General features: G+C 58.0%; 14 protein-coding genes. 10 read left to right on the top strand and 4 right to left on the bottom strand.

Annotation, left to right across the window (positions count from 1 at the left end; all coding sequences use genetic code 11):
* Positions 1-5 precede the first annotated feature (5 nt).
* Positions 6-3,170 (top strand): efflux RND transporter permease subunit, encoded by a 3,165-nt coding sequence (locus DES53_RS11290; protein WP_113958365.1) that lies wholly within the window; start codon positions 6-8, stop codon positions 3,168-3,170.
* A 5-nt stretch (positions 3,171-3,175) separates the two neighbouring features.
* On the opposite strand, the gene DES53_RS11285 is transcribed toward DES53_RS11290, so the two are convergent.
* Both DES53_RS11285 and DES53_RS11280 read right to left on the bottom strand, forming a co-directional pair.
* A complete protein-coding gene (locus tag DES53_RS11285) occupies positions 3,176-4,570 on the bottom strand; it encodes an alanine/glycine:cation symporter family protein (RefSeq protein ID WP_113958364.1) in 1,395 nt (464 codons plus the stop codon).
* 30 nt (positions 4,571-4,600) lie between these two features.
* Complete coding sequence (locus DES53_RS11280) at positions 4,601-6,001, bottom strand: aminotransferase-like domain-containing protein (protein WP_245958143.1); 1,401 nt, start codon at positions 5,999-6,001, stop codon at positions 4,601-4,603.
* A 259-nt stretch (positions 6,002-6,260) separates the two neighbouring features.
* Between DES53_RS11280 and DES53_RS11275 the strand changes: the two genes are divergently transcribed.
* The 3 genes from DES53_RS11275 to DES53_RS11265 all read left to right on the top strand — a co-directional run bounded on the left by DES53_RS11275 (position 6,261) and on the right by DES53_RS11265 (position 8,448).
* Entirely contained in the window at positions 6,261-6,650 is a 390-nt protein-coding gene (locus DES53_RS11275; protein ID WP_170157027.1) for a DUF2917 domain-containing protein, read from the top strand.
* 37 nt (positions 6,651-6,687) lie between these two features.
* Positions 6,688-7,593 (top strand): hypothetical protein, encoded by a 906-nt coding sequence (locus DES53_RS11270; protein WP_113958361.1) that lies wholly within the window; start codon positions 6,688-6,690, stop codon positions 7,591-7,593.
* Positions 7,594-7,716: 123 nt separating this feature from the next.
* A complete protein-coding gene (locus DES53_RS11265; RefSeq protein WP_113958360.1) occupies positions 7,717-8,448 on the top strand; it encodes an alpha/beta fold hydrolase in 732 nt (243 codons plus the stop codon).
* Here DES53_RS11265 and asd read toward each other — a convergent pair.
* A complete protein-coding gene (asd, locus tag DES53_RS11260; RefSeq protein WP_113958598.1) occupies positions 8,387-9,334 on the bottom strand; it encodes an archaetidylserine decarboxylase in 948 nt (315 codons plus the stop codon). The two genes, DES53_RS11265 and asd, sit on opposite strands and share 62 nt — an antisense overlap.
* A 56-nt stretch (positions 9,335-9,390) precedes the next feature.
* Between asd and DES53_RS11255 the strand changes: the two genes are divergently transcribed.
* Positions 9,391-11,049 carry an aminotransferase class III-fold pyridoxal phosphate-dependent enzyme gene (locus tag DES53_RS11255; RefSeq protein ID WP_113958359.1) on the top strand — a complete coding sequence of 553 codons (1,659 nt, stop codon included), beginning with the start codon at positions 9,391-9,393 and terminating at the stop codon, positions 11,047-11,049.
* Positions 11,050-11,080: 31 nt separating this feature from the next.
* Here DES53_RS11255 and DES53_RS11250 read toward each other — a convergent pair whose 3' ends face one another.
* Complete coding sequence (locus tag DES53_RS11250; protein ID WP_113958358.1) at positions 11,081-11,728, bottom strand: hypothetical protein; 648 nt, start codon at positions 11,726-11,728, stop codon at positions 11,081-11,083.
* A 403-nt stretch (positions 11,729-12,131) separates the two neighbouring features.
* Between DES53_RS11250 and DES53_RS11245 the strand changes: the two genes are divergently transcribed.
* The 5 genes from DES53_RS11245 to DES53_RS11225 all read left to right on the top strand — a co-directional run bounded on the left by DES53_RS11245 (position 12,132) and on the right by DES53_RS11225 (position 23,370).
* Positions 12,132-12,638, top strand: a complete 507-nt coding sequence (locus tag DES53_RS11245) for a class I SAM-dependent methyltransferase (protein ID WP_170157026.1) — start codon at positions 12,132-12,134, stop codon at positions 12,636-12,638.
* 202 nt (positions 12,639-12,840) lie between these two features.
* On the top strand, positions 12,841-15,354 hold the full coding sequence (locus tag DES53_RS11240) for a thrombospondin type 3 repeat-containing protein (RefSeq protein ID WP_147263349.1): 2,514 nt from the start codon (positions 12,841-12,843) through the stop codon (positions 15,352-15,354).
* 129 nt (positions 15,355-15,483) lie between these two features.
* Positions 15,484-16,944: a hypothetical protein gene (locus tag DES53_RS11235; RefSeq protein ID WP_147263348.1), complete on the top strand. Its 1,461-nt coding sequence runs from the start codon at positions 15,484-15,486 to the stop codon at positions 16,942-16,944.
* 285 nt (positions 16,945-17,229) lie between these two features.
* On the top strand, positions 17,230-22,893 hold the full coding sequence (locus DES53_RS11230) for an RHS repeat-associated core domain-containing protein (RefSeq protein ID WP_211325521.1): 5,664 nt from the start codon (positions 17,230-17,232) through the stop codon (positions 22,891-22,893).
* Positions 22,894-22,902: 9 nt separating this feature from the next.
* Entirely contained in the window at positions 22,903-23,370 is a 468-nt protein-coding gene (locus DES53_RS11225) for a hypothetical protein (RefSeq protein ID WP_113958353.1), read from the top strand.
* The last annotated feature ends 364 nt before the right edge of the window (positions 23,371-23,734 follow it).

The raw sequence follows: 23,734 nt of genomic DNA, 5'->3' as shown, positions 1-23,734 counted from the left end.
ACGTCATGGCCCATTTCTTCATCCAGCGTCGTGTCTTTGCGATGGTGCTCTCCATCCTCATCGTGTTGGTGGGGTATCTTGGATTGCGTTCCCTTCCCATCGCACGTTATCCGAATATGACGCCGCCGACCATCCAGGTCACGGCGACGTATCCCGGCGCCAGCTCGAAGGTGGTGGAGGAAACAGTGACCACACCACTGGAGCAGGAAATCAATGGAGCGGAGGACATGATCTACATGTCCAGCAGCAGCACGAGTGATGGGCAATGCAGCATCAAGGTCACCTTCAAGGTGGGCAAGAACATCGATGACGCTGCGGTGGATGTGCAGAACCGCGTGGCACGTGCGCAACCCAAGCTGCCGGCGGACGTGACGAAGAATGGCATCACCGTGACGAAGCAGTCGCCGGACATGCTGCTTGTGTTTGCCCTGAGCTCTCCGGATGGGACCTACGATGACCTCTTCCTGAACAACTATGCCTTCCTGAACCTGCAATCCGAACTGGCACGTGTGCAGGGGGTGGGCGCGGTGCAGATCTTCACGCAGAAGGACTACTCCATGCGTGTGTGGCTCCAGCCGGACAAGCTGGCCAAGCTGGGCCTCACTGCGAATGACGTGTCGCGCGCGCTGCAAGAACAAAACGTGCAGGCTGCCGCGGGTCAAATCGGATCGCCTCCAGCCGCGAAGGGCGCGGAGTTCCAGTTTTCGGTAAACGTGAAGGGACGGCTCGTCGACCCGGAGGAGTTTGGCGACATTGTGATCCTGACGTTGCAGGATGGCACCGTGGTGCGCATCCGCGATGTGGCACGCACGGAGCTTGGGGGGAAGGACTACACCAGCTTTGGTCGCATCAATGGTTCGCCGGCTGCGCTCATCGGGATCTTCCAGCTTCCCACAGCGAATGCACTGGATACGGCCAATGCGGCGAAGGCGCGCATGGATCTGCTTGCTGAGTCCTTGCCGCCAGGAATGAAGGTCGCGGTGAGTTTTGACACCACCAAGTTCGTGACTGCATCGATTGAGGAGGTGCTCCACACACTGCTGGAGGCATTCGTGCTGGTGGTGGTGGTGGTGTTCGTCTTCCTGGGGAACTGGCGTGCGACCTTGATTCCGATGCTGGCGGTGCCTGTGTCGCTGATCGGCACATTCGCCATCTTTGGACCGCTGGGCTTTTCCATCAATACACTTACCCTCTTTGCGCTGGTGCTGGCCATTGGCCTGGTGGTGGATGATGCCATCGTGGTGGTGGAGGCGGTGGAGCACCACATTGAGAAGGGCTTGAGCCCGCTGCAGGCCACCCAGCGGGCGATGACAGAAGTATCCGGTCCAGTGATCGCCATCGCGCTGGTGCTCTGCTCGGTGTTCGTCCCCGTGTCCTTCATGGGCGGTATCACAGGGAAGCTGTATCAGCAGTTTGCCATCACACTTTCCGTGTCAGTACTGATCTCTGCTCTGGTAGCGCTCACATTGACGCCGGCTCTGTGCGTGATGCTCCTGCGGCATCGCAATCCGTCCAAAGGACCGGTGGGCAGGGCGCTGGCGGCGTTCAATCGCTTCTTCGATCGAGTGACGGGCACTTATGTGAGCATTTGCCGCAGGCTGATTCGCTTCGGCATCATTTCGGTGGTCTTGCTGGCAGCGATCTATCTTGGAGCCGTGGGGCTGTTGAAACGTCTGCCAACCTCCTTCCTGCCGGACGAAGACATGGGCTATATCTTCGTGGTCACCACGCTGCCGGATGGAGCCTCTCAAGAGCGCACCGATCGCGTGCTGCGCAAGGTGGAGGATATCCTGAAGCAGACGCCGGGCGTAAGCGATGTCATCACCATCGGTGGTCTGAACTTGCTCAGCGGTGCGCGCAGTTCCAACTCGGGAGCTTGCATCGTGTCCCTGAAAGATTGGAGTGAGCGCACCAAGCCTGAAGAGCAGGTGGCGCACATTGTGCCGTCGGTCTATGCCAAGGTGAGCCAGATTCCTGAGGCGATGATTATTCCTACCTCGCCCCCGCCCATCCAGGGCCTGGGGAATGCAGGTGGGGTGCAATTTGAATTGCAGGATCGCAGCGGTCGCACGCCGGAGGAACTGCAGCAGGTGGCAGATCAGTTCCTTGGTGCAGTATCGCAGAAGCCGGGCATCGCCCGAGCCTTCACCTTCTACAGCACGCGGGTACCGCAGCTCTCCGTGGATCTGGACCGTGACAAGATCAAAACGCTGGGCATCCCGCTCGACAGTGTGTTTGGGGCGCTGCAGTCCTACCTCGGTGGGCTTTATGTGAACGACCTCACGCTCTTCGGACGCAGCTTTCAAGTGAAGGTGCAGGCGGAGCCGAGCTACCGGATGAATCCGGAGGACATCAACAACATCTATGTGCGCAGTGCGGATGGCAGCATGGTGCCATTCAGCACCTTCGCCAAGGTGGAGTCCGCGACCGGCGCGGATCTGCTGCCCCACTACAACGTGTACCGCAATGCGGAGATCACTGCGTCTGCGGCGCCGGGATTCAGCTCGGGGCAGGTGATTTCCACCATGGAGCAAGTGGCCAAGGAACAACTGCCGGATGGATACGGCTACGAGTGGACCGGCACCGCGCTTCAGGAGAAACAAGCCGGTGGCCAGCAGACGACCATTCTCGCGCTGGCACTGCTCTTTGTCTTCCTGGTGCTGGCGGCGCAGTATGAGAGCTGGGCGGTGCCATTCGCCGTGTTGTTTGGCCTGCCCATCGGTGTCTTTGGTGCCTTCCTCGGCGCGTGGCTGCGGGGACTGACCAATGATGTCTATGTACAGATTGGCCTCGTGATGCTCATCGGCCTCGCGGCGAAGAATGCGATTCTCATCGTGGAGTTTGCCAAGGTGCGGCGTGAGAATGGGATGGACATTGAAGAAGCTGCACTGGAAGGCGCCAAGCTCCGTCTGCGACCCATCGTGATGACGTCACTGGCCTTCATTCTCGGCGTGGTACCTCTCGTGCTCTCCAGTGGCGCGGGTGCCGCCAGCCGCCAGAGCCTGGGGACGGCGGTCTGCTTTGGTATGACCACTGCCACGGTGGTGGGTGTGTTCTTCATCCCGTGGCTGTATGTCGTGGTGCAGCGACTGGCGGAGAAGATCAGCGGTCCTCCCAAGAAGGAACCCACTGGCATGGAGATTGAGGCGGCGACAGCGGCGAACGCGTGACAAGCCTACCGGGTATTTTCCTCCGCCAGCTTCCCCGTGAGTTCATGGCGATTCGCCCGGGTCTCACGTGCTGCGATGCCACTCAGCGCCAGCAGAGCGATGATGTTGGGCAAGGCCATGAAGGCATTGGCGATGTCCGCAAAATCCCACACGAGCTGATCCTTGTGCACGGATCCGACCAGCACCGCAAGGACCCAGAGGATGCGATAGGGAAACACTGCCCGTGTGCCAAACAGGTATTCGGCAGCCTTCTCCCCGTAGTAGTTCCATCCCAGAATGGTGGAGAAGACAAAGGTGAGGAGGCCAAAGGTCAGGATGGAAGGTCCGTAGACATTCAGGTCCGCAAAGGCAGCACGTGTGAGCTGCGTCTTGTCCAGGCCTTCCTGCCAGTGACCACTGCTGACAATCACCAATCCTGTCGCCAGGCACACGACCACCGTATCCCAGAAGGTGCCAGTGGATGAAACCAGGGCCTGGCGCACTGGATTGCGGGTTTGCGCGGCGGCGGCCACAATGGGGGCGCTGCCGAGCCCGGATTCATTTGAGAAGAGCCCACGTGCTATCCCGGCCCGCATCGCTTCCTTTAATCCTGCACCTACAAAACCACCGAGAGCAGCCTGGCCGGTAAAGGCAGATTTGAAGATGAGAATGATGGAGTCATCCAGCACGGCCCAGTTTTTGATCAGGATGGCCACGCATCCCAACACGTATCCTGCCGCCATGATGGGCACCAGAAATTCGCAGAAGCGGGCGATGGATTTGATGCCCCCCAGCACGACAAAGGCGGTGAGTGCGCTCATGGCAATGCCGGAAACCCAAGCTACGGTCTGGGGATTGGAATCCGGAAGCGTCTGCTGAATCTGGGAGACGACGGAGTTCGCCTGGGTCATGCAGCCGATACCAAACGCAGCGATGCAGGTGAAGATGGCGAAGAGAATGCCGAGCCATTTCATGCCGAGCGCCCTTTCGAGGACATACATGGGGCCGCCTGCCCAGGTGCCATTCGCGAGTTTTACGCGATATTTCACGGCAAGAAGAGCCTCCGTGTATTTGGTGGCAATGCCGAAGACACCGGTGAGCCACATCCACAAGACGGCTCCGGGACCTCCCATGGCAACGGCACCGGCGACTCCGATGATATTACCAGTGCCAATGGTGGCAGCGAGAGCAGTCACGAGCGCTCCGAAATTGCTGACATCACCCTCCGCGCCTTCTTCCTTGGTCACGGAGAGCCTGATGGCTCGCCCGATAAACCTCTGTATGAATCCAAGGCGGAACGTGAGGAAGAGATGAGTGCCAAAGAGCAGGATGATCAGGGGCCAGCCCCACAACAGACCTGCGAAGGAGGACACGCCATCGGCAAACGCCTGGGAAACAGCAAAGATGGGCGGAGTATTCATGATGGGGCTACTGCGAGTACGCCCCCAGCCTTAGCTGCGCGCCAGTTGCTTCGCAAGCTGTCCCAGCACGGTTACGGCGCGCTCCACGGTGGGAGTCATGGGGTAGCCGCAATTGAGCCGCAGGCAGTTGCTGAATCCGCCGTCCGGTGAGAACAATGGACCTGGTGCGATGCTGATGCCTGCTCGCAAGGCCTGCTTGAAGAGCACCAGCGAATCCACCTGTGGAGGGAGCTCGCACCACAAGACAAAGTTCCCCTGCGGACGGGAGAGGCCGATACCTTCGGGGAAACTGTGCACTACGGCTTCGCGCATGCGCTCCACCTGCTGGCGGTAGGTCTGTCGCAAAGTGCGCAGGTAGCGATCATAGCCCCCATTTCTCAGATACTCAGAGATGACCAATGAGGGAAGAGTCGCATTCGCCAGTGAGTACGCGATCTTCAGGCGCATCACTTTGGCGTGCCAGCGACCCGCCGAGACATAACCCACTCGATAGCCGGGTGCGAGGTTCTTCGAGAAGGAGCTGCACAGCACCACGAGGCCGTCCCGGTCAAAGGCCTTCAGGCAGCGCGGCCGGTCGCCGGTGTGATTGAGCTCACCGTAGATGTCATCCTCGATGACGGGGATATCCCGCTTGCCGACGATCTCCAGGAGACGTCGCTTGCGGTCCTCGGGCATCACGTAGCCCACGGGATTGTGGAAGTTGGGAATCAAAGCGCACGCGGCCACCTTGTTCCGGCGCAGGCAGGTTTCGAGCGCATCGAGATCCAGGCCGTTCTGACTGTCGACCGGAATGGGCAGGGCTTTGAGCTGCAGTTCGCGGAGAATGCAGGTGAGACCAAAGTAGGTGGGTGACTCCACCACCACGGTGTCGCCTGGTGAACATACGGCTCGTAGGGCGAGGGAGAGCGCTTCCGTGCATCCGTTGGTGATGATGAATTCCTCAGGCTGTAGCGCACAGCCCCAATCAAGCGAGCGGCGCGCAAGTTCACGGCGCAGGCATTCGCTGCCCGGTGGCATGTCATAGTTGGTGCTGCGAGCTCCGAGACTGCGTGCAATGGAACTCATGCTGCGCGCGAGCTTCTCACCCGGCAGCAACTCAGGATCCGGCAGCGCCATGCCCAGGGGAACGAGGTTGGGATTGTCATGCGCTGCGATGATGGAATCCAGCGGATCGAGACTGGAGAAATCGGTGACCTTCGGAGAGCTGGTGATGATCTTCGGTGCGCGGACGAGGTCTGCCTTGCTCGCTCGCACAAAGAAGCCTGACTTCGGTCGTGCCTCCACGAGACCACGTGTCTCCAGTGTGGCATAGGCGTGCATGGCGGTGGGTACGCTTACACGCTGCTGTCGCGCAAACTGGCGGACAGACGGCATGCGGTCGCCGGGGCGAAGGGAATTCGAGCCGATCATTCCCTCCAGGCGATCGGCCAAGGTGCGGTAAAGCGGCCCTGCTTCATGAGATACCGTGGAGTGCATGCCTATAAAATATCACCGCTCTGTGTGCTGCACAGATACAGTTTGCGTGAGTTTTATGTTATACAGATGAATCGCTGCTGAGGATGAAGCAATTGCAAAAGTGTGTGTAAGTTCGCTCTGGTAGTACAGTGCGAGGTGTGTCGTGATCTGTATAATGGGAAAAGTTATTGTTGTGAATCTGTTCAACACAGACGGCGGGTGCGAAGATTCTGTCATGAACACTTCCAGCCTATCCCTGCGTGCCTCCCGCCCGAACTTTCGGACCACGGTTGGAGGCATGCTTCATCGCATTGGCGAGGCGTTGGAGAAGCTATGGACATTGTCCGGGCGTGTGAGCCTGCCTGGAGCCGTAAGCACGACGGAGGCCGCACACCTGCCGCGCGGCATGGTGTTCACTCTAGAAAAATCGGATGGCGTTTCCCGATTGGAGCTGACACAAGGCAGGGTGTGGATCACTGGAACACCGGCGCGTGGAGATACCATCCTTGGCCCGGGTGAGGCGTATGAGTTTGGGAATTGCTGGCCCTATGTGATCGAAGCTCTGGAAGAGGCGGAGTTCATCGCCAGCAGTACGCTTACCAGGGGGACCGTGGTCACTTCTTGAGCAATATGGGTGGAGGTGGCGGCGTTTGCATCGGGCCATGATGAAGCGCCACGCCTTTCTCGCCGCCTGCTTTGCCATCCTTTCTTGTTCTGTATCCGCTGCCACTGCTGCCGAAGGTTCGGCAGTGAATGCGCCTCCCAAGGGGCTGCGTGTGGCCACGGCGGGGCACAGCTTTCATGTGTGGATGCCGGCGCTGCTCAAAGAAATGGCTGCGGGAGCCGGCATCACTGGGCATGAAATCGCCACGGTGCAGGGCATCGGGGGCTCCCGGGTCATCCAGCACTGGGACCTGGCTGGAGACAAGAACAAGGTGAAGCCCGTCCTTGAAGCTGGAAAAGCGGATGTGCTGACGCTTTCGCCCATATATCTCCCGGATCCTGGCATCGAGAATTTTGTGACCTTCGGCTTGCAGCACAATCCTGCGCTGCGCGTCACTATTCAGGAGTTCTGGGTGCCCTTTGACGATCCCGCTCTGTGGGCAACACGCGGGAAAGGTGTGACGATCGACCGGGACACGAAGACGATGGAGCAACTTCGTGCTGCCCATGCAACCTACTTCGAAGACATGGACAAGCTGGTGCGTGAACTGAACACGAAGGCAGGGAAGAGCGCTGTTTTTGTCGTGCCCGTAGGACAGGCCGTGCTGGCCTTGCGTGAAAAGGTCATCAAGGGAGAAGCGCCGGGCATCAGCAAGCAAAGCGAACTATTCACTGATCCGCTCGGGCATTGCCGCGCACACATCATGGTGCTGGCTGCGTATTGCCATTTTGCGGTCATCTACCAGCGCAGCCCGATTGGCCTGCCGGTACCTGCTTCACTGGCCAAGCTTCCTGAGGCGGAGAAGCTCAACCGCCTGCTTCAGGAGCTTGCCTGGCAGGCCGCCACACAGCATCCGCTGAGCGGGGTGAAGTCTGCGCCAGGAGAGACGCCTTCGCGTTCCTGACGGCGCCAATGTGACGCGAACTTAACAAAGTGCTGCGTTGTTGGACCTGTAGGCGCTGCCACAAGGCGCTATGCTGGGGGCTGTACACATGCTCGTGGCCCGGTGAAGAATGAATCTACAACGATGACCCTGGTGTTGCTGCCGGGAATGGATGGAACGGGGATTCTCTTTGCGCCTCTGCTCCGAACGTTGCCAGCATGGATTCGCCCTGTCGTTATTGAATATCCAGATGGAGGCGCGAACAGCTACGAAGAGCTGATTGAGCATGTGGAGCGAGAGGTTGCTTCGTTGGGTGAGTTTGCCATTCTCGGATGGTCGTTTGGTGGTCCACTGGCCCTGATGATTGCAACGCGGCGTCCATCGCAGGTCTCAGCCGTGGTGTTATGTGCCACCTTTGTGACGCCTCCGATTCCCCGGCTGGCCCGCATTCGTTCCGTGATAACACCTGCGCTGTACGGCCTGGTTCGTGCGATTCGGCGAATTCGGTATGTGATTCCGGGATTCGCGAGCAGTGAACTTCGGAGTGCCAAGGTGGTGTTGTGGAGGAAGGTCAGCCCCAAGGTGCTTGCCGCGCGTGCCCAGGCGGCCTTGAGTGTGGATGTCCGTGACTTGCTAAAGGCATGTCACGCACCTCTGATGTATCTGGCGTCGAGTCACGATGCCACCGTGCCTCGGCCCAACCGTGATGAGGTGGCAGCCATCGCGCCGCAGACACAAGTGTTCGAGGTGCAGGGGGCGCATCATTCGCTGTTTACAAAGCCAGTGGAGTCGGTGGCATGCCTGGTCGAATTCTTCAGCCAGTTGCCATGCCAGCCGCAGGCAGTGGAAGCTCACGTGCGGATACCTGCGTCATAGGGGCAGGGTCAGTGCGTGAAGTGGGAAGTTTCATCAACGGCTGTCCCATCTGTATGCGGGTTCCGCTCTCAATGCCTGGAGCAAGGGTGAAGCCGGACGGGGCGAAGACGATGATGGTGGAGCCGTGCTCGAACCAGCCCAGTTCTTCGCCCTTTTTCACGGCTTGATTGCATGCAAATTCATTCGGGCCGGGCCAGCGCAGATGTAGCAGCACATCCAGGAAATGGAGCCGGATGCTCGCTACCAGAATGGCAGCGACGGGTACCAGCGCGAACGGGGTTCCATCCGCAAGAGACATGCGGATGACTGCTCGTTCATTGCGGCAAAACAGGCGCTCGACGCGTTTGAGTGCGATGGGATTCACGTTCCAAGTATCGCCGCTGAGGTAGCTCACGTGGTCGATGCGACCATCCGAAGGAGCATGGAAGCGGTGATACATGGTCGAGGTCAGTCGCAGGGTCACATACGTACCGCCTTCGAACGGCATGGCGCGCTCGGCCTGACCGAAGAGGTCTTCAAGACGGTAGGGGAAGCCCTTGGCCTGGAAGACTTCGCCAGACTGCACCATGCCGGTGGCGCCGACAATGGCATCGCAAGGGCTGGTAATGACTTGCGGGTCGGAATCGACGACCCGGGAGCCGGGCTTCAAATCGCGAGTGAAGCACTCATGCAGGCTCTGAAAGGAGTTGGAGCGCGCTTCGCTGAGATCAAGATCGGTGAACATGCGCCACGTGGCGATGGACATCCGGCAGACGAGGGGATTTCTGATCTTGCTGAACCATCCCATGAGCCGGGTGATCTCGCGGCGTGGCAAGCGATTGGTGAGGAGGAAATTGAGGTCTTCCTGGAGTAGAAGGCTGTCCCGTAACTTTCGAATCTGTAACATGAAGTTCATTGCTGAGTGGGTGGGCCGCAATACGTGGATTGTTTCAACGAACCAAAGTGACCCCCATCGAACCGATTGCCCTTACCGTAACTACTGCGGCCGTGGTGGCCGCAGCCTGGCGACCAGTCTGCCAGAGGATTGAACTGTCGCTGGCCAAACACCGCTCGCTCACCGGACATTCGCGCATGGCGAAGCGTTTTGCGTCGCAGGTGCCTGGTTACTCGTATGACGGGGATCGGTTCTTTTCGTGCGATGGAGCGCCCGCGGATATTCAGTCTGCCAGACGCACAGGCTTTGCCGAACTGGCCGCAACCCTGAATGCGCGACACCAGAAATCCATCGCGCTGACGAAGCAGGCGAGGGAGAGAATCTCCGACCTGCAGTTCACGGGCGCTTATCGAGTGCCCTTTCAATTCAGCAGGTATGTGAGGGAGCACTTCTCCATCGGAGCGTTCCTGGATTCCGCGGAAGGCGTGAGTGTCACTGACCTCGATGGAGAGCGTCTCATCGACCTCACGGGTTCTTATGGAGTCAATGTCTTCGGCCATGACTTCTACAAGTCGTGCATGGCCGAAGGCAGCGCACGTGCCGCTGGCATGGGCATGGTCCTCGGCAGCTGCCATCCTTCGGTGGCATGGAACGCAGAAGAGCTGTGCCGCATCTCCGGTATGGATGAAGTTTCCTTCCACATGTCCGGGACGGAGGCGGTGATGCAGGCAGTGCGCCTGGCCCGGTATCACACACGTCGGAAAAAGATTGTGCGCTTCTGTGGCGCCTATCACGGCTGGTGGGATGATGTGCAGCCAGGTCCCGGCAATCCCATGCCGCCCGGAAGAGTCTACACCCTCCAGGAGATGTCTGGGGCCGCCCTGCAGGTGCTTCGCAAGAGGCGCGATGTCGCCTGCGTGCTGGTGAATCCTCTGCAGGGGCTGCACCCGAACAAGGCTGCACCTGGAGACGGCACGCTGGTGGACAGCAGCCGCAGCGCGCACTTTGACCGCGAAGCCTATACCAGATGGCTCCAGCAACTGCGGGAGGCCTGCACCGCGAACGGCATTGTGCTGATCTTTGACGAGGTCTTCCTCGGCTTCCGGCTCGCACTGGGCGGTGCGCAGGAGTATTTCGGAGTGAAGGCGGACATGGTGACGTACGGCAAGACGCTCGGTGGAGGATTCCCCGTGGGCGTGGTCTGTGGCAAACGTCATCTCATGAAGCGCTACCGCGATGACCGTCCGGGGGACATTTGCTTTGCTCGCGGCACCTTCAATTCGCATCCGCATGTCATGGCGGCGATGCAGGTGTTCCTCGAGCGTGTGCAAACGCCCTCTGTGCAAGCTTTGTATGCGGGTCTGGACGGGGTCTGGAACAGCCGCGCAGAACAGCTCAACCAGCGACTCCTTGAAGCAGGGCTTCCTGTCACTGTGTCGAATCTCTCGACAATCTGGACGGTGTCGTTCACCCGGGCTTCCCGCTACAACTGGATGTACCAGTTTTACTTGCGCGCGCATGGGCTGGCCTTGTCCTGGGTGGGAACCGGTCGACTTGTCTTCAGCCTCAACTTCACTGATGAAGAATTCGCGGAGGTGAGTGAACGCATCATCGCCGCAGCAAAAGCGATGCAAGCCGCCGGCTGGTGGTGGCAGGACGCCTCGCTTACCAACAAGTCGATCAAGCGAGGCGTGCTGCGGGAAATGCTGAGGCACCGGTTCCAATAGCTGACTTGGTGAGGCGCGAAAGCGGCCGGAGTTACTCTCCGGTGCGAACTCTCACCAATGCCGGGCACGGGTCCTCGGAGCGGGCATGATCCATCGGGTCAATGAGCTGACCGCGCATCAGATAGAGCGGGGCGCTGGCATAGATTCTGGCGTCGTGAAAGGGATCGGTCATGATTTTGACAGCCCAAGTCAAACCGGTCTGCACGTTGTAGATGAAAAACAGATGCACCGTGCGGAACAGGATGCCGCCCAAGCCGAGTGCCAGCCAGGCGATCCCGACATCATGAAGATAGCCGTTCAGATCTGTGGCCGGCATGATCAGGCCGCCAAGGGATGGGGCCAGCCAGAGGGCCAGCGGAATCAGTGCCCACAAGGACATCAGTACGATTTTGCGCTGGAGATTGTAGCCGATCTTGATCTCCTCCTTGTGTTCATGCGTGGCATGATTGACGTGGTCGTAGCCTTTTGGCTCAAAGAAGAAATGACCGGACTGTCGTGTGGTCATCGAAATGCCCCAGGCTAGCAAGCCTGCCAGCGCGGGCTCGATAAACAACATCACGTAGGACGTGATGAATACCAGTGCACTGATGAAATGCAGGGATTGGTTGATGCGGCTGTGGTGGTAGAAGCGATGGTCGTCCCAACGCTGGACTTCAAGGGCTTTAAAGAATTCTTTCACGATGAGTTCTTTTTTCGTCTTTGGCAGACCAAGTTTGTAGTTCAGGAGATCCTGGAAACACGCATGGGTGTCAGGAAGTCAGTCAACGCAAAATCCCGCGAGACATCGTCCACCTGTGTCGGCTTCCCGATGGTCCAAGAGTACCTGGATATGTCCGGTATTTACGACGGTAAATGATGTTAAGGGGATGCAGGCGATGCCCATGATAACATTCACAGGCTTGCTTGAACGTGACATTGTCGCCACTCAATCTGCGTCACGATTATGTTGAACTTCCACGCGTGACTCTTGAGCAAGAGTGCTTTTCTAAAGTGCAATGTCCTGGACCTTCTTCCGCGAATTCATCAAGAATTGTCAGCACACGGGCGCTGTCGCCCCGTCGTCGCCACAACTCGCCCGTCTCATGATGAAGGCTGCCGGTGTTTCGCAAGCCCGGAATGTGCTTGAACTTGGGCCCGGTACTGGTGCGTTCACCGAGGAAATCCAAAAGGCGCTTCCTGTGGGATCCCGCTACCTCGGACTTGAGATGAATGCAGCCTTTGTCGACACGCTGAAGAGCCGGTTTCCTGGAATGAACTTTGAGCAGGCGGCAGCGCAAGAATTCGACTACAGTCCGTATCTCGTTGACGGAGGTTTCGACACCATCGTTTCGGGTCTGCCTTGGGCAGCGCTGAGCGAGCGGGTGCAGGCTGAGCTTCTTGAGAGCATTTACCGCGTTCTGAAACCAGACGGTGTGTTCGCCACTTTCGTCTATACCGGAATCCACTGGGGCCCACGCGGGCAAAAATTTCGCCGCCTGCTGACGTCTCGCAGCAGAAAGGTGGAAACGACGCCGACCGTCTGGACCAATCTACCGCCTGCATTTATCTATGTGGCGCAGCCGGGTGAGGCAGGAACGCGTCTTGGGTGAGGTGGTGGTGTGCGTGAGGCAGGGGGGACGCGTTTCCAAGTGCACATATGAGATTGCGAAGTATCGCGCCAGCGGGGTGATGAATTTTGCTTCAACTAGACTCATTAGCAGCGTGCCTAATATAGAGTGTAGGGATTGCTTATTCTCCATGCATGAGTTGATCGATTAAGAATGCGGCTGCTGAGAGCGGCGCTTCTTTCTCATGAAATCCCTACCTAATCCCGGATGGTGCCTCCCATCCCGTCTTGGAGCCATCTTGTTGACGACCATGACATGGTTGCAGCTGGATCAATTGGCTGACGGGCAGAACATCACGGACAGCTTTAACTACACGGTCAATACGCCAATCGGTAACTATTCCGGCTGGACCGTTCCGGTGGGTGAGGCTGTTGTCACCACCCAGTACGTCAAGTCGGCTACGCGAGCGTTGCGGATGGTTGGAGGTCAGGGAACGGAAGTCCGGCGTGACCTTGGCGGGGCAGGCAGTGCAAATGTGCTTTATGTAGATTTCTGGATCCGTCCTGTGGTGTACGAAAACTGGTTTGAGACGGCGATCGTACTGGACGGGTCGGTCATTGGCTTCATCAAGGACGGGCCTGAGGGGAAGATCTACGTAAGCGACGGAGCCGGGAGCGGAGGTGGGGAAAACTGGGTGGATACTGGGCATCGCTTCTGGATGAATCGCGATGGTGTGACCGCCAGCGAATGGATGCGCATCAGCATCCGGCAGGATGCGGTGAACAACACCTGGGACATCTATGTGAATGGCAAGATGTTCGTGGCGAACCTTGCCTTCAAGGATCGGGGTGTGCTGCCCGGAGCCCTGGTGCTGTTTGGAGGAAACCTCCCTGCGGATGTGTATGTGGATGACCTGAAGATCTGGACATCAAATCCCGTGTTCACGGATGCTGATCTAGACGGGATGGAGGATGCCTTTGAAACCGCCAATTCGATGGACACGGGATTGGACGATCGGGCTTTGGCGAGCAGCGCTGACCCCAACATCTCCCGTATCCAGTATTACCTCAACGAAACGCACAATTGGTTCACCGGGCAATGGGCTCAGGAGACGACCGACACGGACGGAGATGGCATGCCGGATTCATGGGAACTGCTCTTTGGCCTGGACCCGAACAATGATGCTGATGGATCGGCAGACCGGGATGGTGACCGTGTTTCCAATCTGCGTGAGTATCAGCAAGGCACCTCTCCGGCAGGCAGTTACGCGCTCAAAGACCTGGGAGGCATCATGGCTGCGGAGGGAGCGTTTGGACACTATTTTCAACCTGTAGATATCAACAATCTGGGCGAGGTTATTGGGTCCTATCCCACGGCGAGCAACATTTATAGATATGTGAAATGGAGTCCCTCCAACGGCGTCTCCGAGGTGTTTACAAACACTGAAACCGTGCAACCGCGTGGACTCCTGGCCATTAACGACCATTCGCACGTTCTGGGCTACTACAAGCCCTTGACCCCGGGCAGTGCTCCGATGTTCTGGTGGGATGGAAGCACGCTGAACGCTGTGGATTTGCCGCAAACGTTCAGTCAAACCACAACGATTGCTTCGCTCGGCACAGTGAACATTCTGGCAAACGATTGGGTCAACAGCTGGGTATGGTATGATGACTCCCCACCTCCGGTCTTTGATGGGGTGCACAACGAGTATGTGCATTCATTTAGCCTGTTCAACAATTCGTACCAGGCCAGCATGGACGAAACCTTCGTGGTGGACCTGAAGCGCACCGACTGGCTGGCCTACACCTCTGCGGTGATAGGATTCACAAATGGAGGTGTCTTATGGGGCACCTATACTTCAGACGGAGGATATATTGAAGCTCCCGAGCCCTTTGTGGATTTTGACACGCTGTTTGATGCAGCGCGGTCATCATCCAGCGGTTTGTTCTCGTATCAGACCCCCTTGCACGGAACGACGGAGGCATACACACAATTTGCTGAGAATGACTGGAGCGGGCTTGATATACTTCAGCCAGTGCATGTCAACCGACGGGGCATGGCGCTCGGATACGTTCGAAGCTTTATGGATGGCAACGAAACCTCCAGTGGAGTCTATATAGATACCGAGGGCCCTGGCCATATTGTTGTCTCTCAGCCGTTTGAGAGTGGTTATGTGCCGCTAAAACTCAATAATTTTGGACATGCGTTTCTACAAGATACCAGCACTGGTGAGCGAGGGATCTACCGGGACGGACAATGGTTCCCTTTGCAAAACACATTCCCACCAGGAGTAAATTTTACGGCAATTGCTCTGGACGATTGGGATAAAGTAGTTGGAAATGCATCCTCAAACTTCGGTCCCGCGTTGTGGACGGAAGAAGGCATCGTGCGATTGGCCGATGCGGCCCCTAGTGGAGGAGGCTGGAATCTCCCGCAAGGAAGCATTACGGCGATGAATGACCGGGGTGTCATGGTGGGAGTAGCTACATTCACCGGTCAACCCGTGAAGCGCTGTTTCATCCTGTGGCGCAATGACGACCAGGATGGCGATGGCATTCCGGATGACTGGGAGCGCCAGATATTTGAAGATGATGCCAATGATGCACTCGTCACGATCTCCGACGTGCGTGGGGATGATGACGCCGACGGAGACGGGTTGAGCAATCTGGAGGAGTTCTGGAACAACAGCGACCCGGTGACGAACGCGGATACGTTGGCCTCGGAGGTGGGACTGACGGTATTCAACCGGTTGGAGTAGAAAACGGTTATCTTTATTCGGTGGATTGTTATGCGTGCAACGGCATCACAGATTTTTTGCGTCCGCTCCTGGCGGGAAGGCTTGGTAAAGCATGGTCGAACCAGCCGGTTTCGCTCCGGTTTTGGGGTGGTGGCGCTATTCCTCGGCACAGCCCCGGTGCAGGCGGCGGAACCGCTGCTGCTGGTGACGCCGTCCATGCAGGGCGAGAGTTATCTGGTCGCACCGGGCGGTGAAGTCCGGCATACTTGGCCTTCCAAGTTCATACCGTCAGGACCAGGACGCATCGATAAGACCGGAGCACTGCTGAGAGTGGAGCGGGACGAGCGCATTCCCCGTTCATTCATGGCGCCGGGAGCCACCGGAGGAAGGATCACCAAGATTGGCTGGGACGGAGGTGAGCAGTGGAGCTTTTCCGTATCTACGCCGAAGAATCTCGTGCATCACGACGCGCTTCAGCTTCCCAATGGAAATATCCTCGCGCTGGTCTGGGAGCGTCATGAGCCGGATGTTGCGCAGGGGAAAGGCCGCGACGCGAACAAGGTTGGCAAGGCTGGATTGTGGAGTGAGTGCCTCTGGGAGCTGCAGCCCCAGGGCAAGAGCGGCGCGCAGATTGTGTGGGAGTGGAAGGCGTGGAATCATGCGCGCAGATTTCCTGAAGCGCCGTTGCCAAAGTCGCTCAGACATTTTGAACCCGGGGAGCGCATCAATATCAATGACGGCAGGACACCTGCGCCTGCGTGGGCGGGTGTCTCCCGCATGGAGTACCATGCCAGGCGGGACCAGATTCTTCTCGTGGCCAGCGGCATGGGGGGCGTATGGGTCCTGGATCACAGCACGACGAAAGCTGAAGCTGCCACGGATGATGGTGGCAAAGGTGGCAAGGGTGGAAGGCTGCTCTACCAGTGGGATGGCTCCACGCCCGAACTGAAAGCGAAGGGACGCAAGACCTTCGTGGTGGATGCGGAATGGGTCCGTGATGATGAAGGCAAGGGCAAGCCACCAGTGCTGGAAGTACTCCGAGGTGTGCAAGGAGATGACGACCGAATTGCCTATGCCGTGGAACGCTGGGAACTTCCGTGGAGTGATGCCACGGGATACACCATGGTAGATTCCGGAGAGTATGCGCCGCCATTATTGAAGCAAGCCACCGCCGTGCCTGCGCGTGACAGCAGTGATCTCCTTGAGCGCCCCACTGCCCTCACCCACTCTCCACATGGCGCCAGTGCGCTGACCTTTGGCTATGCCGGCCTCACCCGGTGGCCTGCAGTAGCAGCAGCAGACGGAAGTCCCACGGTGAAAGCCCGTGAGCACCGCAATGAGGCGGGCAAAACGACGCTGAGGATGTCCATCCCCACCCACAATGCACTGGTGTGCTGCGGCGGCGAATCGCCGTCCACTACAAAGAGCGACGGCAAGAAGGCGGTCGCACCGCTCAAAACACTGACCAGTGCTCCGGTGCTGAAGAGCCGGCTGGTGCTGGAGACAGCTTTCACACCTCCTCACGAATCGCCCAAGGCAAAGGCCGATCAAAGCCCGCAGGCCGCCCCTGGCTCCACCACCGCCACAGCCACGACCGTTTCCGCACCCTGACCGTAATTCCCGTCTACTCCCATGAATATGTCGCGCTCCCACACCAGTTCATATTCCCTGTTCTGCTGTATCCGTGCTCTCCTGGTTCTGGCAGTTGCGCTATTGTCAGGAGGGGCGAAGGCTGACTCCTGCTGCAACTCGCGCAAGGTCATCGTGCATGTGCAAGTTTCCCCCCTTGCATCGATAGACCTGCATCTGGGCGAATACACCTATTCGTTTGGCCCTGGCGAATGGAGGCGGGAGGTACAGCTACCCGAGTCCTCAGGAGGCAGATGGGAGGCCTCCATGGATTTCCACGTTGTGGAGACGGCCGAAGAGCCAATGCCCCATACCCAGGCGTTGGTTCTATTTGAAACCTGCGGCGGTTTCTTCGCCCTCTCGGCTTTCAGTTGGATTGAGGAGGTTCCTGCACATTGCTGGTGGGAGGATGACGGTTTTGGAAACATGGTCGAATGGTGCTCGGGCGGTGAACCTGCGATCTACGTGGGAAGTCAGACCGTTGGCGGCGACTACTTCGATGAGCTTCCCTGCGGCAAGGCCTGCGCATCGTCCCCAGACTATGATTCTCCCGTCGGGGGCGGGGGCTCGGACTTTCCCATCATGCCTGTCGTATTGCAGCAGAGCTACAGTCTCGGCAAAGGGATAATTGGCTCAGGTGGCAACGAAGTAACTCTCGGCACGTTGCTTTTTGAGAAAGATCTGAGTGCGAATACCTTTCCGGACATCGGAGATCTTGAGTACGTCGTGAATCCTGCTGCCGGATCCGGGGGGGCGGTGGAGCAGGTGAAGGTGCCGCCCTCGACGGGCCCGGTGGTGCAATACAAAACAGACAACCTGCTGGTGGACATCACGGACACTGTCGGAGACGACGGTATTCGCATTCGCTTCTATGATGCAAATGTGGTGAGCGCCAGTAAGAACCCCACAACGGGGCGGTATACATTCACCGGTGATCCGATCGCGGAGCATGTGCTGACCCAGGTGCAATCAGGCACGGACATGGGTGTGCAAATCAGCTCCACCGTAGAAGGCAAAACGACGGTGCACCAGGGATTCGCGGTGCTAAACGGCGATGGCAGCGGTTCCCGCACCGAGGTGAATGGCAACATCAAAAAAGAGATCATGGATATTCGCACCGGTGGTGCCACGCCTGCGCGTACCATTCATATTACGGAATCCAGGCTTCTCCCCAACAGCCAGACGGTGGTGATGTCAGCGCATGAGGAACACTACGAGCTACGGACATGGGGGGAAGCGCTGATCCAACGAGTGGTGGACCCTGCTGGTGCCAATCTCGTCACCGAATACACCTATGACAACGAAGGGAACCTTATCCTTGAGGAACGGCCTGATGGTTCGTGGGCGGTCTACAATCAGTTTGAAGCCATCCAGTCTACCTACACGCCGTGGTTGGATGGTCCGACGGATCCTTCGCTGGCTGACTCCTCGAATTCCCGCTGGGTAACTTCGCAAGTGCAGACCCAGTATGATAGTATGGGCATCCTCATTTCCACGACCCGCACGAATACTGAGTCCATTCTCGGGGCCATGGTTTCCAAGGCAGTCTCCATTGAGACTGAAGGAATGGACCCGGTAGGCAGCGGCAGCGTCATCCTGCTCGAAACGAAACGCTATCACGGAAGCGAGAGTACGCCGAGGCTGGTGGAAACGTCAGTGTACGACAAGAAGTGGGATGCGGGATCCAGGCGTTATGTTCGTGGCGATCTACGCCGGACCATCGGGGCGGACGGTGTGGTGCGCACGTATGAAAAGGTGTCCAGCACGGTGAACAAAGTCACCATGGGTACCATTGCCAATCCGGAAGGCATTGCTGGAAAGACGACCCAAGTGGAGACAGAGACGGGTGATTTCGGCGCGGTGCGTCAGACGACACGCGTCTATACCGGAAGCAGCACTTATGTGGATATCAGCGAGCGCGAGATCAGCTACACCGCGCCCACGGGGTTCCCACAGGTTGAAACCATCGATGGGCAGACGATCAGTACCGTGACGCGGCCCAATGCCACCACTTTGGTGACCACAGATGCCGAAGGCGTGTCCACCACGCAGGTGGCTGATGGCAATGGTGAGCTGGCTTCGACGACACGTAACGGGGTGACTACGACCTACGGATGGGCTTCACAAAATGGCCTGCTCAAGCGCGCCACCACCCGAACGGCGGGCACGCTGACGCTGACCTCTTATGAGGTGACTGACCCCGCTGGTCGTGTGGTGGAGCGATGCGATGAAAATGGCGTAGAGCGACTCTATAGTTACACCCTGGGAGGACGGGTGACCACGGAGTACGGACCAGGCCCGGTGAATGAACGAAGGGAAACCATAACCACACAATATCTTGATGGTCAGGTCAAGAGTTTGACCGGCAACGCTGTGGTTGACGAACACTACACCTACGCGGTCGATGGAACCTCAAATCCCCTGCTGGCCAGAACCAGGGTGCAAACCACCTACATTGGAGATGGTTACAACCTCACCTCCGGGAATGAGTCGCCCCGCTGGCGCAAAAGCCATACGGATGGAGTGGGTCGAACCGTGTGCGAGCAGAAGCCGGGCCCTGACAGTACGGTGCTCACGACCACACACCATTACAATAGTGCCGGACAGCTTGTCCGTGTGGAGAATACCGGATCTGCGGATCTAGTCCATGGCTATGATATCGAGACCGGGACACAGAACCTGACCGGTTATGACCTGGATGATTCTGGCACGCTGGAGCTGGCCTCCAATGAGCCGGTCACCAAGGCCTCGCACTTTTATGAGCTGGACAATGGGGACTGGTGGCAGGTGCAGGAATCGCTGACCTTGACCAACGCTCAGAGTGGCACCGAAGGGAGGCTGACCAGGACAAGGCGGAAGTTGGGGGATGGGCTTGCCGGCCCCTCGGAGACCACGCAGGCGGATGGCACGGTGTTGACCACTTCCATCAGCATCAACAGCACTACACGCACACGGACAGTTACCACCACTTCGTCCCGCAGTGATCTGGATGGAGTACAGACTCTTATGAATGGGCTGCTCATGAGTGTCACACAAGCGGGACATCCGGGAGAGTGGACATATACCTACGATGACATGGAGCGGCTGACCAGCTTCACAGAGCCAGGGCAGAGCGCGACCATCACGACCCACATCACTGGCAGCAATCTCCCCGCATCATCGAGTGGGCCGCAGGGCAGCTTCACTTACTCCTACTATGCGCCAACCTCACCATGGGCGGGTGAGTTGGAATCGATTATGGATGGTGAGGGCGCGGTGACCACGCGGGTGTACAGTCAGCGAGGCGAACTGGCAGCGACGTGGGGCACAGGCACCTATCCGGTGAGGTATGAATACAACGCCTTCGGGGACAAGGTGAAGATGCACACCTACCAGACTGACCCGGCGAGCAACACACCGGTGACGGCGGGCAATATCACAGAGTGGGTCTATGAAGCATCCACAGGCCTGCTGCTGGAGCAGAAGGATGCGGCCAATGAGGCAGTGACCTATGAGCACGAGGTCACGGCCAATGGCAGCCTGATGCGCCGCATATGGGCGCGCGGAGAAGAGACGGAGTTCGTTCGCGACAAAGTGGGACGTCTCATCTCCGTGTTGTATGACGATGCGAACACGCCGGATGTGCAGCATGTGTATCTGCGAGACGGCTCGCTGGCGCAAAGCACGGATGGTGCAGGTGTGCATGACTTCACTTATGATGGCCCGGCACGACAACAGGTGACGGAAGTGATCTCAGGCACGGGATTGCTGAGCGGCTACACCGTGGAGCACCGGGTTGGGCACCGCACGCAGACCGGGTATGCTGAAGTGCGCAAAGGAACCGAAGTGGTGATGAACGCAACGCGCACCCATGCCAGCGGTAGCGGAATGCTACAGGGCATCAATGGTCCGGCTGGATCAGCCTGGACGTATGCCTACCGCAGCGTGAGCCCGCAGATCAGCGAGGTGGGATTCACTGCCACGGGCGGCACAGCACAGGTGGCTGTGCGGGAGTATGACACCCTGGGAAGGGTGAGTTCCATCCGCTACCAGCGGGGCACGGCAGGGTCCACGTGGTCCACGTACGGCGTCATGGGGTGGAACTACACGTACCATGCCAATTCACCGCAGCGGAGGGAGGCCGTGCTCCCCTATCGCCCTTCGGGAGGCTCTGCTTTGGCAGCAAGTCCACCCGGCTGGGCCTATGACTACAACCTGCGAGGAGAGGTCACAGGGGTGGCGCGCAGTGATGCAGACGGACTGGCTGTCGACGGGCAGGACTGGGGTTATGACTATGACGCCGTCGGCAACCGACTGAGCAGCACCCAAGATGCGAAAGCACGCAACTACACGGCCAATGCGCTCAACCAGTATGCGAACATCACTCACTCTGGTCAGGTGGAGATCAGCGGCCTTACAGCATCCGGTGTCACGCGCGTGGCAGTGAATGGCCAGCCCTCTTCCGGACGTCCACCCGGCAACGGCGAACCGGATGGCTTCTCCCAGTGGCTCACGGTGCCCAACACCGCCAATGGAGTGTGGCATTCGGTGCAGGTGAAGGCCACCCGCCCCGGCGAGCCGCCGGAGACTCCGCTGGACATGCTCAAGCAGGGACGCATCTGGGTCCCCCAAGCGCAGACCTCCCCGCAGTACGACGAGGATGGCAATCTTCTCTTCGATGGAAGGTGGCGCTATACATGGGACGGCGAGAACCGCCTGCTGGCTATGGAGACAGACGGCATGGTCGCGCTGCTGCCGAACGCCCCCCCTCGCATGCGGGTGGAGTTTGCGTATGATGGCCAAAGCCGCCGCGTAGCCAAGGTGGTGAAGCGCTGGCAGTCAGGTCCTGAACAATGGGTGACCATCGCCTCATGGAAGTATCTTTACGAGGGGTGGAATGTCCTGGTCGAACTGGATGAACTGCGAGGTGGCGCTGTGGAGCGCTCTTACGTATGGGGCTCGGACCTGAGCGGGAACATGCGGGGAGCAGGAGGTGTAGGCGGTCTGCTCGGAGTCTATGATGGTCGCAGTGCCAAGGTCTATAACGTGATGACTGAGGTCAACGGCAACGTGATGGGGTTGGTAGATGCTGCAAGTGGACAATGGGTCGCGCGATACGACTACGATGCCTTCGGAAATCGCATCACCGCAGTCGGTACGCAGGCTGGGCTGTGCCCGTACGGGTTCAGCACGAAGTACACCGATGTGGAAACAGGATTGTGCTACTACGGGTACCGATACTACTCGCCAGATTTTGGCAGGTGGCTCAACAGGGATCCGATTGCAGAGCACGCATGGTTCCAGTATAGCGAATACGCTTCAGCCCTTGGCTTGTCCAGTTCGGATACGAGTGCTTTGAGATCTTCGTCAAAGGGTCCGGAGGCGGGCGTGAATGAACTTGGGGGACTCAACGCATTTGTCGGCAACAACCCAATTGCCACCTATGACGTCTTGGGACTGCACACAGGCTTGCTGCACGGCTATGATATCGAGATTTACACCGAAAGACGCAACTATGGCATGTTCAGCGGCATCATCGGAATCTTCAGCAACTCTGCCTATTCATACCACGACCTCACATTGTCTGGAGACATTAACTCATGTGATGATGCAGATCTCTATGTACGCGTTCAGAACGATCCCTATAGTGTCACGGGAATGCTGGCAACAAATGGACCCATTGCCTATGCAGGCGCTGACATAACTGGGCCTTCCCGCGCATTCCTAAATGGCTCGCCCTCTATGTCATGGATGGTGAAAGCAAGTCCAAGCATGCAAGGGGTTTGGTTGTGGCACAAGCTGACGCTTCCCAGTTCCCTATTGGTGATTCCCATCATCGAAGCCAAGATATCTGTCAAACGCGGCAGATGGTTGGTTGGTGGATACGCTGATGTTGAAATTGTTGAATGGGGCACGGGGCTCAGCTGGAGCAGAAGAATCACTATTAGATAGAACACTTCTATGAAAAGGAAGCTTAAGTATGCATTACTGGCGGGGGCACTTCTGCTTCTGGTGGTCATCGCGATGTGGCCCTACATCCACTACAAGTTAATCGCAATGCGACTCGCTTCGGCCATCAATGAGAACAAAGGCGGACTTGCCCACGCGAGCACTGTGGACCTGGCAATTGGTCCATACGATCCCCCGAGAACGGTACTCGACGTGTTGTGGGAATTTGCGACCTCGGAAGGAAAGCTTCCAAATGAGCGGACAGTGGCCTCCAGCGTTCTCCTTCTGATGGCCTCCAATCAATGGTCCCTCCAAACTGGGTCCACTTATTCTGGAGACGATTGGGAAAAAGCGTTCCAGGATCTGCTGCAGCGCCACAGCGCTAGTGAGGCAAATTCCAGCCCGGCCGCACGCGAATTACTGACGGAGCTGAAAAAAATGAAAGAAAAGGACGGCGAGGCAAAGGGAGACAATCCGTAGGATGGTTAATACCAATTGTCTGTCCCCGTGGCAAAAAATGCGCTGGAAGATGGCCAAAAACACCTGCCTTCGCTCCTTCGAGAGGAGTTGTACAAGAGGTTCCCTCTGGATTCCTGCAGGCACTCGGGATTCTGTTCCTTCAGCGATAGGAACGAGGAGAATCTGAGCCAGGAACTTTCCATTCGGGAGAATGGGAAGTTCGTTCTCTGGAAGAATGCTTTCGGCGGCCCTCTGCCGGATGACAACTTAGTCTATGTCCGGATGAGGAGTCGGGCACCCTTGAACCCGCATTTCCTGATCGATCAGGCTCATTGTCGGCCTGCAAGTTTGTGAACAAATTGCATCAAGCCGGATAGCCCCGGAG

The organism is Roseimicrobium gellanilyticum (genome assembly GCF_003315205.1).
GTDB classification, from domain to species: Bacteria; Verrucomicrobiota; Verrucomicrobiia; order Verrucomicrobiales; family Verrucomicrobiaceae; genus Roseimicrobium; species Roseimicrobium gellanilyticum.
This window is presented reverse-complemented; position numbering and strand designations above follow the sequence as displayed.